The sequence below is a fragment of the Sulfolobus islandicus Y.N.15.51 genome (genome assembly GCF_000022485.1).
Classification (GTDB): Archaea; Thermoproteota; Thermoprotei_A; order Sulfolobales; family Sulfolobaceae; genus Saccharolobus; species Saccharolobus islandicus.
Genome location: NC_012623.1, coordinates 1274375 through 1290570 on the forward strand (window position 1 = coordinate 1274375; position 16196 = coordinate 1290570).

Annotated in this window: 18 protein-coding genes and 6 tRNA genes; 11 read left to right on the top strand and 13 right to left on the bottom strand. The window is 35.6% G+C overall.

Features of this window, described 5'->3' with window-relative positions; translation table 11 throughout:
• Positions 1-74 precede the first annotated feature (74 nt).
• Positions 75-230 (bottom strand): hypothetical protein, encoded by a 156-nt coding sequence (locus YN1551_RS17050; RefSeq protein ID WP_012716166.1) that lies wholly within the window; start codon positions 228-230, stop codon positions 75-77.
• Positions 231-570: 340 nt separating this feature from the next.
• On the opposite strand from YN1551_RS17050, the gene YN1551_RS07110 reads away from it, so the two are divergent.
• From YN1551_RS07110 to YN1551_RS07120, 3 genes are all read left to right on the top strand, one after another.
• Positions 571-655 (top strand) — tRNA-Leu (locus tag YN1551_RS07110).
• Positions 656-730: 75 nt separating this feature from the next.
• Positions 731-1984 carry an adenosylhomocysteinase gene (ahcY, locus tag YN1551_RS07115; RefSeq protein ID WP_015581186.1) on the top strand — a complete coding sequence of 418 codons (1254 nt, stop codon included), beginning with the start codon at positions 731-733 and terminating at the stop codon, positions 1982-1984.
• A 48-nt stretch (positions 1985-2032) separates the two neighbouring features.
• Positions 2033-2106 (top strand) — tRNA-Ile (locus tag YN1551_RS07120).
• Between the two features lie 353 nt (positions 2107-2459).
• Here the strand turns inward: YN1551_RS07120 and YN1551_RS07125 are convergent.
• The 5 genes from YN1551_RS07125 to YN1551_RS07140 form a co-directional block, all read right to left on the bottom strand.
• Positions 2460-2567 (bottom strand) — tRNA-Ser (locus YN1551_RS07125).
• Positions 2568-2599: 32 nt separating this feature from the next.
• On the bottom strand, positions 2600-3505 hold the full coding sequence (locus YN1551_RS07130; protein WP_012717450.1) for a spermidine synthase: 906 nt from the start codon (positions 3503-3505) through the stop codon (positions 2600-2602).
• Positions 3505-3690, bottom strand: a complete 186-nt coding sequence (locus YN1551_RS15830) for a 50S ribosomal protein L37e (protein WP_012717451.1) — start codon at positions 3688-3690, stop codon at positions 3505-3507. The genes YN1551_RS07130 and YN1551_RS15830 overlap by 1 nt, the downstream gene beginning before the upstream one ends.
• Before the next feature lie 14 nt (positions 3691-3704).
• Positions 3705-3935, bottom strand: a complete 231-nt coding sequence (locus YN1551_RS07135) for an LSM domain-containing protein (protein ID WP_012711383.1) — start codon at positions 3933-3935, stop codon at positions 3705-3707.
• A 57-nt stretch (positions 3936-3992) separates the two neighbouring features.
• Positions 3993-4081, bottom strand: a tRNA-Tyr gene (locus tag YN1551_RS07140).
• Positions 4082-4369: 288 nt separating this feature from the next.
• On the opposite strand from YN1551_RS07140, the gene YN1551_RS07145 reads away from it, so the two are divergent.
• Positions 4370-5077: an FKBP-type peptidyl-prolyl cis-trans isomerase gene (locus YN1551_RS07145; protein WP_012713715.1), complete on the top strand. Its 708-nt coding sequence runs from the start codon at positions 4370-4372 to the stop codon at positions 5075-5077.
• Here YN1551_RS07145 and YN1551_RS07150 read toward each other — a convergent pair.
• A complete protein-coding gene (locus YN1551_RS07150) occupies positions 5074-6129 on the bottom strand; it encodes an NAD(P)-dependent glycerol-1-phosphate dehydrogenase (protein WP_012716165.1) in 1056 nt (351 codons plus the stop codon). The genes YN1551_RS07145 and YN1551_RS07150 overlap by 4 nt on opposite strands.
• Positions 6130-6201: 72 nt before the next feature.
• Here YN1551_RS07150 and YN1551_RS07155 point away from each other — a divergent pair, with 72 nt between their 5' ends.
• Both YN1551_RS07155 and YN1551_RS07160 read left to right on the top strand, forming a co-directional pair.
• Positions 6202-8118 carry a beta-CASP ribonuclease aCPSF1 gene (locus YN1551_RS07155; protein ID WP_012716164.1) on the top strand — a complete coding sequence of 639 codons (1917 nt, stop codon included), beginning with the start codon at positions 6202-6204 and terminating at the stop codon, positions 8116-8118.
• Positions 8119-8160: 42 nt separating this feature from the next.
• Positions 8161-8235, top strand: a tRNA-Val gene (locus tag YN1551_RS07160).
• Between the two features lie 172 nt (positions 8236-8407).
• Here YN1551_RS07160 and YN1551_RS07165 read toward each other — a convergent pair.
• The 4 genes from YN1551_RS07165 to YN1551_RS07180 all read right to left on the bottom strand — a co-directional run bounded on the left by YN1551_RS07165 (position 8408) and on the right by YN1551_RS07180 (position 10672).
• A tRNA-Glu gene (locus YN1551_RS07165) sits at positions 8408-8500 on the bottom strand.
• 32 nt (positions 8501-8532) lie between these two features.
• Positions 8533-9021 (bottom strand): hypothetical protein, encoded by a 489-nt coding sequence (locus YN1551_RS07170; protein WP_012713712.1) that lies wholly within the window; start codon positions 9019-9021, stop codon positions 8533-8535.
• A gap of 10 nt (positions 9022-9031) precedes the next feature.
• The gene (locus YN1551_RS07175) at positions 9032-9646 is read right to left on the bottom strand and encodes a hypothetical protein (RefSeq protein WP_012713711.1); all 615 of its coding nucleotides are present in this window, start codon (positions 9644-9646) and stop codon (positions 9032-9034) included.
• 24 nt (positions 9647-9670) lie between these two features.
• Complete coding sequence (locus YN1551_RS07180; protein ID WP_012711377.1) at positions 9671-10672, bottom strand: acryloyl-coenzyme A reductase; 1002 nt, start codon at positions 10670-10672, stop codon at positions 9671-9673.
• A gap of 205 nt (positions 10673-10877) precedes the next feature.
• Here YN1551_RS07180 and YN1551_RS07185 point away from each other — a divergent pair, with 205 nt between their 5' ends.
• From YN1551_RS07185 to YN1551_RS07205, 5 genes are all read left to right on the top strand, one after another.
• Complete coding sequence (locus tag YN1551_RS07185) at positions 10878-12071, top strand: amidase (protein WP_012716163.1); 1194 nt, start codon at positions 10878-10880, stop codon at positions 12069-12071.
• A gap of 55 nt (positions 12072-12126) precedes the next feature.
• The gene (gene psmB, locus YN1551_RS07190; protein WP_012717452.1) at positions 12127-12762 is read left to right on the top strand and encodes an archaeal proteasome endopeptidase complex subunit beta; all 636 of its coding nucleotides are present in this window, start codon (positions 12127-12129) and stop codon (positions 12760-12762) included.
• An 80-nt stretch (positions 12763-12842) separates the two neighbouring features.
• Positions 12843-13292: a YbhB/YbcL family Raf kinase inhibitor-like protein gene (locus tag YN1551_RS07195; RefSeq protein WP_012717453.1), complete on the top strand. Its 450-nt coding sequence runs from the start codon at positions 12843-12845 to the stop codon at positions 13290-13292.
• A 21-nt stretch (positions 13293-13313) separates the two neighbouring features.
• Positions 13314-14306 (top strand): replication factor C small subunit, encoded by a 993-nt coding sequence (locus YN1551_RS07200; protein ID WP_012717454.1) that lies wholly within the window; start codon positions 13314-13316, stop codon positions 14304-14306.
• On the top strand, positions 14303-15520 hold the full coding sequence (locus YN1551_RS07205) for a replication factor C large subunit (protein ID WP_012717455.1): 1218 nt from the start codon (positions 14303-14305) through the stop codon (positions 15518-15520). Before YN1551_RS07200 ends, YN1551_RS07205 begins: the two co-directional genes overlap by 4 nt.
• On the opposite strand, the gene moaC is transcribed toward YN1551_RS07205, so the two are convergent.
• Together moaC and YN1551_RS07215 are read right to left on the bottom strand one after the other, a co-directional pair.
• Positions 15517-15966: a cyclic pyranopterin monophosphate synthase MoaC gene (gene moaC, locus YN1551_RS07210; protein WP_012713706.1), complete on the bottom strand. Its 450-nt coding sequence runs from the start codon at positions 15964-15966 to the stop codon at positions 15517-15519. The two genes, YN1551_RS07205 and moaC, sit on opposite strands and share 4 nt — an antisense overlap.
• Positions 15950-16186 carry a hypothetical protein gene (locus YN1551_RS07215; protein ID WP_012711370.1) on the bottom strand — a complete coding sequence of 79 codons (237 nt, stop codon included), beginning with the start codon at positions 16184-16186 and terminating at the stop codon, positions 15950-15952. The genes moaC and YN1551_RS07215 overlap by 17 nt, the downstream gene beginning before the upstream one ends.
• Positions 16187-16196: the final 10 nt, after the last annotated feature.

Sequence of the window (16196 nt, forward strand, 5' to 3'; positions counted from 1 at the left end):
AACTGTTTGACACGGCAACAGCTGATATTCCTTCAGCAACAGCTATGGCAGGATAAATCTCATACATCTTTTTGTTACCCCTCTATTTTATATTTATAATACTCTTTCAGTGAAATCATCTCACACTGCTGCTGTGCTATGTCTAATGAAGCACCTATTGCTCCAATAATCCCACATATTGTACTTAAGATTGAACTTAGAGATATTTCGGCCGCAGTTCCTACAGCCATATGAAATTTAACTGGTTAGTGTTTAAATATTTTTCATAATAATAGGAAGTTGATATGTATACGCATTTATCCATGTAACCATTAAAATCGTGCTTAAAAGAAAAATGTAATCCTTCTAAAGTTAGGGTCATTCACGCATCCTTTGCGAATTCAGTTTATTTAAAGAATCGTAATGAATTTAATCAAATACCACCCCACTGACTAGGTGGAGATCCACGCTCAGTAGTTTACTTTGTTTTATCCATATTATTCATAAATTACAATTCACAAAAGAGACTTGAATCGCCCAAAGTTATAATGGTAATAATTTATTACCAAAAACTTCTACTTACTTTAACATGCGGGGGTGCCCGAGCTAGGTCGAAGGGGGTAGGCTCAGGCCCTACTGGCGAAGGCCTTCGCGGGTTCAAATCCCGCCCCCCGCAGTGATAAAATTTGCATACTTGGATAAACAGATAAAAATCCTAAGCTTTTTATGTTCTTTCGATAAAAAACTTCCGATGAGCTACAAAATAAAAGACCTTTCTCTCGCAAGTGAGGGAAAAAAGCAAATAGAATGGGCAGAAAGACACATGCCAACATTGATGGAAATAAGGAAGAGATTTGAAGCTGAAAAACCACTAAAAGGTATTAACATATCAGCAGTACTTCACGTTACCAAGGAAACAGCAGCACTAGTTAAAACCCTTAAAATAGGTGGAGCTAACGTTGCTTTAGCTGGAAGTAATCCCCTTTCAACTCAAGATGATGTAGCAGCAGCCTTAGTAGAGGAAGGAATCTCAGTATTCGCATGGAAAGGAGAAAATGAGACAGAATATTATTCCAATATTGAAAGTATTGTAAAGATTCACGAGCCAAATATTGTAATGGATGATGGTGCTGATTTACACGCTTACATTCATGAAAAGGTAAGTTCTAAACTTGATATTTATGGCGGAACTGAAGAAACCACAACTGGTGTTATTAGACTTAAGGCAATGGAGAAGGACGGTGTCCTTAAGTATCCTCTCATCGCAGTAAACAACGCATATACCAAGTACCTTTTCGATAACAGATATGGAACTGGACAAAGTGCCATAGATGGAATACTTAGGGCTACAAACATTCTAATTGCAGGTAAAATCACAGTTGTAGCTGGATATGGATGGGTAGGTAGGGGAATAGCTAATAGATTAAGAGGAATGGGTGCTAGAGTCATAGTAACTGAAGTAGATCCAATAAGAGCGCTTGAAGCAGTAATGGATGGCTTTGACGTTATGCCTATTGCAGAGGCCTCAAAGGTCGGTGACATATTCGTAACAGCTACTGGAAATACAAAGGCTATAAGAGTAGAGCATATGCTCAATATGAAAGATGGTGCAATCTTATCTAATGCAGGACACTTTAACGTAGAGGTGGACGTAAAAGGGTTAAAGGAGACTGCAGTTAAGGTAAGAAACATAAGACCTTATGTTGATGAGTATACTTTACCTAACGGTAAGAAAGTGTACTTACTAGCAGATGGTAGGTTAGTAAATTTAGCTGCAGCAGAGGGTCATCCTAGCGAAGTAATGGATATGAGCTTTGCAAATCAAGCTTTAGCCGTAGAATACCTAGTTAAGAATAGAGGAAAATTAGAGAAGAAAGTGTATAATATGCCAATGGAATTGGATTACGAAGTGGCTAGAATAAAGTTGAAATCCATGGGTATTCAAATTGACGAGTTGACGGAGGAGCAAAAAGAGTACTTGGAACAATGGAAATCAGGGACCTAAAGGTTTAAACGCAAGTCTTAAAAACAGTTTTTCAGTTATTGTATATGTGGGCCCGTAGCTTAGCTCGGTAGAGCGCTCGGCTCATAACCGAGTGGTCAGGGGTTCAAATCCCCTCGGGCCCATGAAATTTTTACTTTGAATTTGCTAATACACTGCGCAGAAATAAAAAGATTAAACATAAGGCTAAATTAGGAAAAGATTACAAACCAAGGTTTACAAGTTTCAAATCCAATTGGACTCTTGAAGAGGTTAAAAATGATTTATTAGACGTTGCCAACTATTATTTTGTATACTATGGAATACTAATGTATAAAGTATAGAGTAGGCGTAGCCAGACTAAACTCCGTGCTAAATACAATAAGAAAGATCTACTTTAAATGATAGGATTGCACAATGAGGTAAATGAGGAACAATCACCTAAAATGTTATGTTAGTTAGACCTTATTATTTTAAAAATTCTATAGGAATCAATATACGCCGGGGACGGGATTCGAACCCGTGTGCCTCAGAGAGGCAGTAGGTCCCTCGCAGTGACGCTGGAAAGGTCTCGAGCCTACCCCCTTGACCGCTCGGGCACCCCGGCAATTAAATATATATCGATAAAAATTTAAAAAATTACGCAGGAACGTAAATCGGATCTTTCTCCGTGGATACTTTGGTTATCTTCTTGAATTCACTTTTTATATTCTTAGGCAAACTAAACGAAATCTTATGAGAATAGTCATCATAGAACCTTAGCTGTCCACTAATACGTTCCCTTATTCTGGAATTTACTTCATCCTCCGAAAGTAAGTCTGGCCTTACTCCCCCATAAACGAATCCCCATAATCCATCAAAGGATGCCATATATGTGTATGAAGCTGAGGCTTCCTTAAACACCTCCTTTATAGTATTGTAAATCGTCACATATACTTCTAGAGAAAATGATGGAGATGTAGCTTGTGTTACTATACCACCTCCTTGATTTAATATTCCTCTCAATTTCTCATAGAACTCCTTAGTGTAAAGCATGTATGACGTGGAATCCTTGATCGGATCTGTTAGATCTAGAATTATAGCGTCGTATTTATCCTTTGTTTCATTTATAAACTTTAGACCATCAGTAATTATTAGGCTAGTCCTCTTATCCTCAAAAGCTCCTTGATGCCATTCATATAAATATTTCTTAGCAAATTCTATAACCTTCTCGTCTATATCAACCATTACTGCTTTTTCTACAGACTTATACTTAAGAACCTCCCTAAGAGTTGCACCCTCTCCGCCACCTAAAATTAGCACATTCTTAGGAGGTTTTGGCAATGATAGCAATAAGGGGTGAACTAACAATTCATGATAAATGTGCTCGTCGTAAAGAGTTGATTGCACTTTTCCATCTATTATAAGTCCTTTTCCAAACCTGGTAAATTCTACTAATGTAACGTGTTGGTACGGGGTCTTCTCTTCAGCGAATACTTTTTCTATTAGGTGACCGTGAAACTCGTATGGCGTTTGCCATTCTAGAAGCCAATGCCAACCAAACATTATCTTATTCTGACCCCATTAACCTTTTTATTTTGCCAACTGTATCTCCTTATCTTCTTCGTCTTTCCAAATCCACAAGCTGCACAGTAGTGCTTACTTACGTTATAAGCGTTCCTACCACATCTCCTACACCTTATGTGAGTATGAGATTTGTTAATCTTTCCAAATGACGGTGTGCCTTTCATTTTAGCTCACCTAACTAAGAAGTTTGTAGAGGAGAAATTAGAATTACGTTATCTCCTCTTATTACTATGGTTCCTAACTTTTTACCACTACCATCACTTTGTATCTCTTCTGAGTCTGATAGGACTAAATTCATATGCTGATCATAGCTCCTCAGTGTGCCTCTTACTTCCTTATTTCCCTTTAGTTTAACTAATACTAGATTATTTAATGACTCTGCCAATACCTTATGCGCTGTTTCTGCCAAAAAATTCACCTATCAAAATCATCTTGAGCTAGATTTAAAAATTATTGGGTAAAGAAGTCCCGCCGCGGGGACTTGAACCCCGGACCACCCGGTTACTGTCCCCTATCTACAGCCGGGCGCTCTAAACCGGGCTGAGCTACGGCGGGTCTAATTAGACTTATTTAAGTTATCAATTATAAGTTTTATTGCGGTCTTGTCAGTCGGAAACGTTATATGTTTTTTATCAACTAGCACTATGCCGAATGATTTAGCTACTTTTTTGTGTATATAGTTTCTAAAAGAGTTCCTTCACACCTTAGGTTGTTCTCTTTATCGATTCATCTAAAAGCTTATTAATTTGGTTTATTTTGTCTTGACGCATTGAGAAGGCTACTTGCTTGTTGTTTTTCAGTAGTTTTAAAAACTAACCCAGAATGTATTTTTAGGGCTGGATAATGTTTAAGAATAACGACTTTATTTATATCGAATATACTGCAAGAATCAAGGATACTGGAGAAATTGTTGATACAACTAATGAAGAGGAGGCAAAGAAGGCTAATATTTATGATGAGACTAGAACTTATGGTCCTAGACTTGTGATTTTAGGTGAAAATAGGCTAATTAAGGGATTGGAAGAGGCTTTATATAATTTTAATTTGAACGAGGAGAAAACGATAGAAATCCCACCTGAGAAGGCATATGGTGAAAGAGATAATAGTAAAATTAAGATTGTACCTCTAGGAGAATTGAGAAGGCAAGGTATAACGCCAGTTCCAAACAATGTATTGAGATTAAGTGATGGTAGTCTTGCAGTAATAAGGAGTATAAGTGGAGGTAGGGTTGTTTTAGATCTAAATCACCCACTTGCTGGAAGGACTTTGATGTATAATGTTAAGGTCGTCAAGGTTCTCGATAACGCTAAGGATAAGGTTATGGCTTTGATAGAGAGGAGATTTTCCTCAAAGTACGCCAGTGGTTTTAACGTCGAGCTTGATGATGGGAAGAAGAGTGTTAGAATTACTATACCAAAGGATCTTTATCTGGTGGAGGATTTACAAATTAATGTTTACTCTTTAGCTTATGAAATAGTAAGCTATGTTTTGGCAGATTATACTGTGGAGATTTTACAACAATATACTAAAAGTACTTTCTCTTCGTCTTAATCTATAATTTTTGTTACTCTTGCTATTTTTTCTGCAGAACTCCAAGTTAAACCCCTATCCCCTAAGATTGTGTACCTCTCTGGTCTTATAGTATGAGCTATGGTTAAGGCTTTTATTACTTCTTCATCAGAAAGACCTAAGTCTTTGGCTTTTACTGGGAATCCTATTTTTTTAAGTCTGTCTCTTATTATTTTCCAATTTATGCCATGCAAGTAGGCCATAATAATTGTTCCTAAACCAACAAGTTCACCATGCAATACCCCCTCTGGGTGTAATAACTCAACCGCATGTGCAAAGAGATGTTCAGAGCCACTTGCTGGTCTGGTGCTTCCAGCCATTCCCATTGCTACTCCGCTACTTATTAGTGCTTCTATTAGCATTCTTACACCGTACTTTATGTCCTTATTTATTATCTTAGTGCATTGAAATGCATGCTTTGCTGACATTAACGCTAAAGATGCCGTGTAATCGCCATAATATTCTCCTCTTAACTTAGCCGCTAACCTCCAATCTCTCACTGCTATTATTTTCCCTATTGTATCCCCTATTCCTGCGTTTATTAATCTTCTTGGGGACAAGCTTAGAATTTCTATGTCTGCAATAATTGCTAATGGTTCTTTTGCCTTTACCGAAACTGGCTTTTGTAATCCTTTTATTGAAGCGAATGGCGATGTGATTCCATCGTGTGATGGAGAGGTAGGTATACTGACGAATTCTAGGTTATTCCTAAACGCTGCGTATTTCGTAACGTCTATAACTTTCCCTCCACCTATTCCTAGCAATATATTAGGATTAACCTTCTTAACAACCTCCTCTACCTTATATACATCGTCTAAAGTAGCAGTATCTATTTCGATTACCTCATATTTAGCATTTTTTGGAAGATTTTCTATAACTCTATCCGCTATTTTCTTAGTATATTTTGTTCCTGTAACTATTAGAAATGGAGAAGTTATGCCTAGTTGCGAGAAGTAAATAGAAATGTCATATATTATGTCATGTCCTACGAAAACCCTTCTAGGTAAACTGATTACGTGTTCTTTTACATTCACATATAAAAGGAGAAGATTTAAATATTAAAAATTAGCATAGATAAGTTCAGTTGTAGCTATTTCTTAAAGTTGGTGAATAGATTGGCATCTCTAAATAGGATTAACACAATATCGTTAATATACTCTGAACTAAAAGATTTGGGAATAACCAGAATTGAATATGAAGGACCTACAATAGCGGTATATGTAAAGAAGCCGACAATGGTAACAGAAAAGGGGGAAGTAATAAAGAAGATTGCCAAGGATATTAAAAAGAGAATAATAATAAAGGCAGATCCTTCAGTAAGGAAGGATAAGAAGGAAGCTGTTGAAATAATAAAGAACATTGTACCTACGGAAGCTGAAATTGTGGATATAAAATTTGACGATGACTTAGGTGAGGTATTAATAAAAGCGAAAAAACCAGGGTTAGTAATAGGAAAAGGTGGCTCATTACAACAAAGGATATTTGCGGAGACATTTTGGAAGGCTGAAATAGTTAGAGAACCGCCAATAAGGTCTAGGACATATGACAGTATTCTAGAGCATATTTACAATGAGACTGAATATAGAGCTAAAATACTAAAGGTTTTTGGAGAAAGGATACATAGGGAGACAGTATTTCAAGATAAGTACGTGAGAATTACGGCATTAGGAGGCTTTCTAGAAGTTGGACGATCTGCAGTATTAGTAGAAACTCCAGAAAGTAAAGTATTGCTAGATGTGGGACTTAACCCTAGCGCGAATATGTTTGGAGAGAAATTGTTTCCTAGGCTTGACATTGACCAATTAAAAATAGAGGAGTTAGATGCTGTAGTTATCACACATGCACATTTAGATCATTGCGGAATGGTGCCATTTCTCTTTAAGTATGGATATGAGGGGCCAGTATACACTACTGTACCAACAAGGGATATAATGGCATTAATGCAATTAGACTCGCTTGACGTTGTAGAGAAGGAAGGCAAACCTATACCTTACTCCGCTAAAGAAGTAAGAAAAGAGCTATTACATACAATAACGTTAGATTATGGAGAGGTTACTGACATTGCCCCAGACATAAGGTTAACATTCTATAATGCTGGTCACATATTAGGATCTGCAATGGCTCATTTGCACATTGGCGATGGAAAACATAACATAGTCTATACTGGCGATTTCAAATACGCGAAAACCAAATTGCTTGATAAGGCAAATACGGAATTCCCGAGGGTTGATACGCTAATCATGGAAACTACCTATGGAGCACAAGATCAGCCAAATAGAGAAGAATCGGAATTAGAGTTGTTAGAGATTATAAATAAAACGCTTAATAGAGGAGGGAAAGTATTAATTCCAGTACTAGCTGTGGGAAGAGGACAAGAAATTATGCTTATAATAAACGATTTCATGAAAAAGAAGCTTATTCCGGAAGTTCCAGTTTATGTAACGGGATTAGTTGATGAAGTTACAGCTATACATAATGCATATCCGGAATGGCTAGGAAGGGAAGTAAGAGAGGAAATTCTATACAAGGATGAAAACCCGTTTACCTCAGAACACTTTAAGAGAATTGAAGGATATAAAGAGGATATAGCAAAAGGTGAACCTTCTATAATTTTAGCAACCTCCGGAATGTTAAACGGAGGCCCAGCTGTGGAGTTCTTCAAGACCATGGCGCCAGATCCTAAAAATGCAATAATATTTGTAAGCTATCAAGCAGAGGGCACATTAGGCAGAAAAGTGAGAGATGGCGCAAAAGAAGTGCAAATTCTAGATAGGGATGGAAGAGTGGAGTCAATACAAATTAATATGGAAGTAGAGGCAGTTGAAGGATTTTCTGGACACTCTGATAGAAGGCAATTGTTTAACTTCCTTAGAACCATTGAACCAAAGCCTAAAAATATAATATTAAATCACGGAGAAGCGTCAGCAATAAAGGCATTCGCGAACTATATAAGAGATGATAGATTGGGATATAAGCCTTTTATATACACCCCAGCAATATTGGATAGCCTAAGAGTAGCCTAAAGAAAACTTTTAAAGTGAAATCGTAATAATCAAATAATCAGTGGGCCCGTCGTCTAGCCTGGTTAGGACGCTGCCCTTACGAGGCAGAGGTCCTGGGTTCAAATCCCAGCGGGCCCACTAACTGTATCTCTTTTTCCAAGGAATTAATTAACAAATATTATCAAACAGTTAAACATTGTTATAGTGTAAGACGATGATAATAATAACAGTAATAAATAGTTATCATTTACTCTTTTTCTATAAAACTATAATATTAAAAATTTTTAAAGAATAAATTAACTAATAGAAATGGTGCCGCGGCCGGGATTTGAACCCGGGTCACGGGCTCGAGAGGCCCGCATTCTTTCGGCGCCTGCGCTTGACCGGGCTAAACCACCGCGGCGTAGTCGCTATAAAATAAGTAAAGGATGTAATTTAAAGTTTAGTGTTTTTTAGTATCTCGTCAATGACATCGTACTTATTTCCCTCAAAGAATTCAGCATATATTATTTCATCATAAAGAATTAAATATCCTTTTGCCTTATTTAGCAGAGAATATTTATATCCTTTACATCCTTCACAATATCCTCTAACCTCTTTAACTAACGAATTCTCAATTACAGATAGTTTAATATTCCCTTTTTCAATTATTTCTATATCGTTATCTTTTTTAACTGATAATCTCTTTGCTAAATAGTAAAGGGCAACTTGAATTAGATCAGTAGTAGTTACACCTTCTTCCCTTAATTTTTTCGATACCTTATACTCTCTATCCGCTTTCTTTAATACCTCCTTTACTTTTCTTCTTATCTTCACAGAATCTGAAAGAAGTTGGATACATTCCCTTGCTAACTCACTTGACGTTTTATAATCTCCAATCCACGTTAAGATATAAGCTTTATGAAGACTCTCAATGCAGTTCATTTTTCTCACTTTATGGTTTTATTAATATCATCATATCATACAATTGATTATTGTATTTTACAACATAAGATATTAACCCATAATTGTCTGGATACCTTAAATTTTCTATTGTAACTAAACTTTTTGATATCGTATTGACAATTTGCGATCTTCTAAAGGTCATTGTTGCTTTAGCTTCTACAAATAGTAATCCATTTTTAGCATTTAAAAATTTTCTTAACTTATCATATTTTTCTATATTAATAGCTAAATCTGATATTGTTCCTAGGAACTTTACGTTTCTAAATGGTAATATATCATTAATGCTTATGCCAAATAATTGATTTAGAAGAGCATATGTTATAGTTTCTCCTACAACAGTAACTACGTCACCAGATAATAGCTTGCCCCATCTTCCCATTTCATAAATTTTTATCAATTTTGAAATATCTTGTAGTAGCTTTGATGAGAAAACAGAAGTTACTGCCAATATTTTATCATCCAATTCTAATTCCTCTGAGTACCCTCCTATTTCGAAGGCCTCAAGAATCTCGTTACTTACCAATTTTAGATCTTCTGCGGAATCTAAATCTGAATGTGGTAATAAATCTTGACTAAGCTCTATCCATGAAATTTTAAGCTTCACAATAACTTAAAAATGTTTAAAAATTTAAGGCTTTACTAGTACCTTCCCAATCTTATGCTTATCCTTTAGTATTTCATATCCCTTATCTATCTCATCTAGCCCTACTGTTGCAGCGACTACGGGATTTATCTTTCCTTCTCCAGTTAACTTGAGAGTTTCTTCTGCATCCCTCTTGGTTGCGGACGCATGACCTATTACTTCTATATCTTTCAATATGACGTATCCTAATCTTAATTGATATATCTGAGTTGGATCGACGTTACCTATTTGTATCAGCCTACCCCCCATCCACAAACTTTTCAGACTTTCATCTATTGTTGGTGTACCTACTGTGTCAATAACTACATTTACATCGCCTATCTTCTTTGCTTCTTCTGAGAATTTACTACCTACTATTATATGGTCAGCGAATTTCCTTATGAAAGCCGCTTTTTCCTCTGATGTAGTTACTCCTATCACTTTTGCACCAAGTGCTTTAGCAATTTGTATGGCATGAATACCAACACCACCACTAGCCCCTGTAACTAGAACTGTTTCCCCCTTTTGCAACTTTGCCCTTCTCAAACTTCTATAAACCATTCCAGTTACACAAGGTACTAAAACCGCTCCCTCATCTGGGACGTTAGTGCCAACTTTTACGAGACTTGTAACTTTTATCTTTGCTTTTTCAGCAAAGAAGCCGTCTAATTCCTCTGAATAACCTAACCTGGAGTGGCAATATGCTTCCTCGCCCATTTGACAATAATGACAAGTTCCATCAGGTGCATAAAGAAGCGAAATTACCTTATCACCTTCTTTAAAGCCTTTAACGTTCTCTCCAACCTGTTCTATTGTACCAACTACTTCGTGTCCTAAAATTACTGGATATTTCATTCTTGGATAAAAACCTTGCAGTTGCAATAGATCTCTATAACATAATGCTGCTCTATTTACCCTAATTACAACTTCATCTTTTCCTGGGATTGGATCTGGAACTTCTTCTATCCTATATCCTTTTTGCTTACCCTGAACTACTACGGCTTTCATCGGTTAGATTGTGTTTAAACTGTATAAAAAATATTATCTATCATAGTAGACTTGATATATTTTAAAAATAATATGTATAGCGTTCCCATGAGAGATTATTTGTAAGCTTTTATTACCAAATTAATAAGTATTATAACGATGATGGAAAACGATAAAGATCCAATCCTTAAAAAGTTACCTGAACCATTATTCTGCGTGATGGAAGATGAAATTAGAAGAATTAAATTCAAAATATAACGCATTTATCACTCTCCATAATATCGAAGAAAACGATAAAGGTAAGTTAAAGGATGTTACATTTGGAATAAAGGATGTTATTTTAACTAAAGGCATAAGGACTACTGCTGGTTCGAGAATTTTAGAAAACTATGTTCCACAAAAAAATGCGTACGTTGTTGATGCAATACTTAGAGAAGGAGGAAAGATAATAGGAAAAACCAATACCCATGAATTTGCGTTAGGTGCAACTAATACATCAAGTATAGGAGGACCTGCAAGAAATCCAGTTAATCCAGAAAGAATAAGTGGTGGTTCTAGTGGTGGCTCTGCTGTTGCAGTGAAATTAGACATGATAGATGTGGGAATTGGTACTGACACTGGAGGATCTGTAAGGATTCCTTCGTCTTTATGTGGAGTAATAGGATTTAAACCAACTACTGGGTTGATACCTACTGATGGTGTAATACCCTTTAGCTGGTCATTGGATACTGTGGGGATAATTGTGAAAGATAACATTGGACTGTTACGAAGAGTTTTTGATGCTATTTTACCAAATGAAAAAAAGAAGGTTGAAATAGCTAAACTAAGAACAAGACCGCGTCTAGGTTTATTTTTATTTGATGAAATGGAAGTTTCAAGAATATTGTTGAAAGAAATATATGCAAAATTATCTTCATATTTTGATATAGTCGAGGTCGATCTTCCTTTACTAAGGCAATATGGGTCTAAAACTAGAAGAACTATATCATTGGCTGAAGCTTCTTCCTATCATAAAGATTGGATAACTGAAAATAGTAATAAATACTTTAAAGATACTTATACGTTACTCCTTGATGGTATGAAGATCTCTGCTACAGACTATATAGATGCAATTAGATATAGAAGGGTATTAATAGAAGAGTATATAAAAGTATTTAAAAATATTGATTTTATTTTGTCTCCAACAACAAAAATTGTTGCACCTAAAATTTCTGACGTACTCTCTAATCCTCTTCAATTTAGAGAATATCTAATAGCTAATACTGAACTGTTTAATGTAGTTGGGGCACCATCAATAAGCATACCATTTTCTACCCTTAATGAGTTGCCAGTTGGTTTAATGATAAGCGGAGAGTTGTATAAAGATGGGGATTTACTTGAGGTAACTGAATATATTTTAAACGTTGTAGGAAAACATTAATGGTCTACTGATATTGTATCCTATATTGACTGTCACCTTTTTATTCTTGCTTTTAATGGTAATTATGGGGAATAAGTTGCAATTAGAAAATAAGATACTTAAGGGAACCACAACTGTAGGAATTAAGGTAAATGATGGAGTAGTTCTTGCAGCAGATAGGAGAGCTAGTGCAGGATTTTTTGTAGCGAATAAAATGGTTAGAAAAGTACTATATATTACAGATAAAATAGGAATAACTACCGCAGGTAGTGTAGCCGATTTACAGTTTATATATGATGTACTGAAAAATATATATCATTATAATAATATTACTAAATATGGACCAATTTCCATAAAGGGAATTGCAACTAGATTAGCGAACGTATTATCTGCAACAAAGTATTTTCCTTATATCGTTCAAATCCTAATAGGTGGTTACGATGACCAGCCAAGATTGTTCAATTTAGATTATTTGGGCGACATAACTGAAGAAAATTATGTTGCAACTGGTTCTGGTTCACCAGTAGCTATGGGAGTGCTAGAAGATGAGTATAATCCCAAAATGACTTTAGATGAGGCAGCTGACCTAGCTAAGAGGGCTGTGTTCTCAGCAATAAAGCGAGATTCCTTTACAGGTACTGGCGTTATAGTAGCAAAAATTCACAGTAAAGGGCATGAGGAATTAGAGTTCTACTTAAATAAGAAGGTCTGATTTCCTCCTTGCCTTAAGAAGGCGAAGCTTCCAGTTGGTATAAAGCGTTTTTAATTTTGAATGATGAAAGTATATATTTGATGAGGGTAGTATCTTCAGCCTTTAAGAACGAGGATTTTATACCCATTAAATATACTTGTAATGGACAAGATCTGTCTCCAGAGTTAGAGTGGGATCTTGTTATTAATGCTAAAAGTTATGCAGTTATTGTAGAAGATCCAGATGCGCCTGGAGGAACTTTTATACACTGGGTAATATATAACATAACTACCAATAGATTACCGGAAGGAGTGCCAAAAGTGTATAAATCACAATATGGCATACAAGGTGTAAACGATTTTGGGAATGTTGGCTACAACGGCCCATGTCCCCCTAAAACACACCCACCTCATAGATACTATTTTTATGTTTATGCAGTAGATACATTACTAAACGAAATTAAGAACGTTGATGCTGACAAATTGAAATTGTTAATAAAGGGACATGAGTTAGATAAAGGATTCGTAATGGGTAAATATAAGAGAAAGTAATTTCATTCATGAGGTGAGATAATGAGCGCGAAGGTAGAAGAAATACTTTGGGCCGAAAAGTATAGACCTAGAACTTTGGATGATATAGTAAATCAAAGAGAGATCATAGATAGGTTAAAAAAGTTCGTCAAGGAAAAGAATATGCCTCATTTACTTTTTGCAGGGCCATCAGGTACCGGGAAGACTACCGCTGCTTTAGCTCTTGTCCATGATCTATATGGAGACAATTATGTAGAATACTTCCTTGAACTAAACGCTAGCGATGAAAGGGGAATAGATGTAATTAGAAATAAGGTAAAGGAGTTTGCACGTACAGTAATTCCAAGTAATGTTCCTTTTAAGGTAGTTCTTCTAGATGAGGCAGATAACATGACTGCTGATGCCCAACAAGCTTTAAGGAGAACTATGGAACTATATACAGAAAACACGAGATTTATACTAGCTTGTAACTACTTAAGCAAAATCATTGAGCCAATACAATCTAGAACCGCATTATTTAGATTTTACCCGCTAAAAAAGGAAGATGTTGTTAATAGATTGGTATATATAGCTAAAAATGAAAAAGCTGAGTACGATCAGAAAGCTTTGGAAACTATCTACGATATAACCATGGGAGATATGAGAAAGAGTATAAATATTTTACAAGCTGCCTCAGCTTATGGCAAGATTAGTGTAGAGGCTGTATTTAAGGTTTTAGGGTTGGCACAACCTAAGGAAGTTAGAGAGATGATCAGCCTAGCGTTGCAAGGAAAATTCACACAAGCAAGGGAGAAGCTAAGAACTCTGCTTGTTACATATGGATTATCTGGAGAGGATATAATAAAGCAAATACATAGAGAGATAACTTCCTCAGAGCTTCAAATAAGTGAGGAATTAAGAGTTCTATTACTAGATTATATAGGAGAGACGGAGTTTAGAATAATAGAGGGTGCTGATGATGAAATACAGTTATCTGCATTATTAGCTAAAATGGCCATTTATGGGAATAAATATATAGGCAGTGAGAATAAATGATACAATGGTTTTTAAAATACAGACCACGTTCTCTAAAAGATGTGGAAAATCAAGATGGTGCTAAAAAGGAACTACAAGAGTGGATAGAGTCGTGGCTTAATGGAAAACCAAACGCTAAGGCAGTATTATTACACGGCCCTCCAGGTGTTGGAAAAACTACCTTAGCTGAGGCAGTAGCTCACGATTATAATCTCGAACTCTTAGAAATGAATGCTAGTGATTCGAGAAAATTGCAAGATATAAAGGGTGTAGCGGAAAAGGCGTCTGTTTATGGCAGTATATTCGGAACGAGGGGAAAATTAATACTCCTAGATGAAGTTGATGGGATAAATGTCCGTGAAGATACTGGAGCTATTCAAGGTATTTTAGAACTTATTGAAAAAACAAAATACCCTATAATAATGACCGCTAATGATCCTTGGAATCCAGCATTAAGAGAGTTAAGAAACAAAACAAAAATGGTCGGATTAAATAAGTTAGGAAAGTATCCTTTAAGAAGGCTTTTAAAAAAGATTTGCCAAGCAGAAAAGATTATTTGTGACGATGAGGCCTTAAACTATATAATTGATACTAGTGAAGGAGATACTAGATATGCAATTAATATGTTACAAGGAATTGGAGAAGGTTATGGTAAGGTTACTCTTGATTTAGTCGAAGCTATGGCTAGAAGAAAAGAACGTGAATTAGATCCGTTTGAAACACTAAGAGATATCTTCTGGGCAAGATATGCATGGCAAGCTAAAAATGCCGCTACAAGTGCTCAAATAGATTATGATATGCTAATCAGATGGATATCAGAAAATATACCTATACAATACGATAATATTGAAGATGTTTGGAGAGCTTTTGACGCTCTCTCTAGAGCTTCAATATTTTTAAAGAGAGCAAAAGGTGGTGATTGGGACCTATTATCTTACGCGTATGATCTAATGAGCTCTGGAGTAGCCGCTGCAGAAATTGAAAAGAAAAAACCTAATTGGAAACCAAAATGGAAAAAGTACCAGTTTCCGTCATATATACAACTACTATCTAAGAGTAAAGATATAAGAGACACGAGGGACGAGATCATTAAGAAACTCGCAATACATTCATCTTTTAACAAGACATTAAATGATACTTATCCATTCTTCCTAATATTCTATAAGAAATATGATAAACGGTTAAGTTTAAATACTAAAGAAAAAGAGTATCTTAATTCTGCGTCTAAATCTTAGTCTTTCTCTTTTATCTTATCTATAACTTTTATATCCTTAATTATAGTATATGGGTATTTTCCGTTCTCGTCTTTTTCATATTTTTTAACCATGTCCCAAATAGTTAATAAGGAGATAGATGTAGCAACTAATGCTTCCATCTCTACTCCAGTTTTATAATGAGCCTTAACCTTAGATCTAACTCTTATACCGTTATTCTCAATTTTTATATCAATGTCAACATTTTCTAATGGTATTAAATGGCATAGAGGTAAAAGCTCAGACGTTTTCTTTGCAGCCATTATCCCTGCGGTTTTTGCAACAGCAATCACGTTCCCCTTCTCTACTTCATTTTCCATAATTCTCCTTATAGTATCGTTTTTTAGTTTAATGAATCCCTCAGCTTCTGCTACTCTTAATATAGTTTCCTTTGGAGATATATCTACCATTTTAGCTTCGGAACTCATTTTTATCCAACTCTTCCAATAGGTTAATTAAGATTACTACTTTAGGGTTAGAGTAGTTTAATCTAACTATTTTTTTATCACTACCTATTACTTCAACTAGACTCATCTTCTGCAAATCTTCCAGTTCCCTTCTTAATTTATCGTAATGGATCTTAGACAATCTATATAATTTAGTGATATTCATATCACCATGCTTTATCAATATAGATAATATCTTCATTTTAGATGAA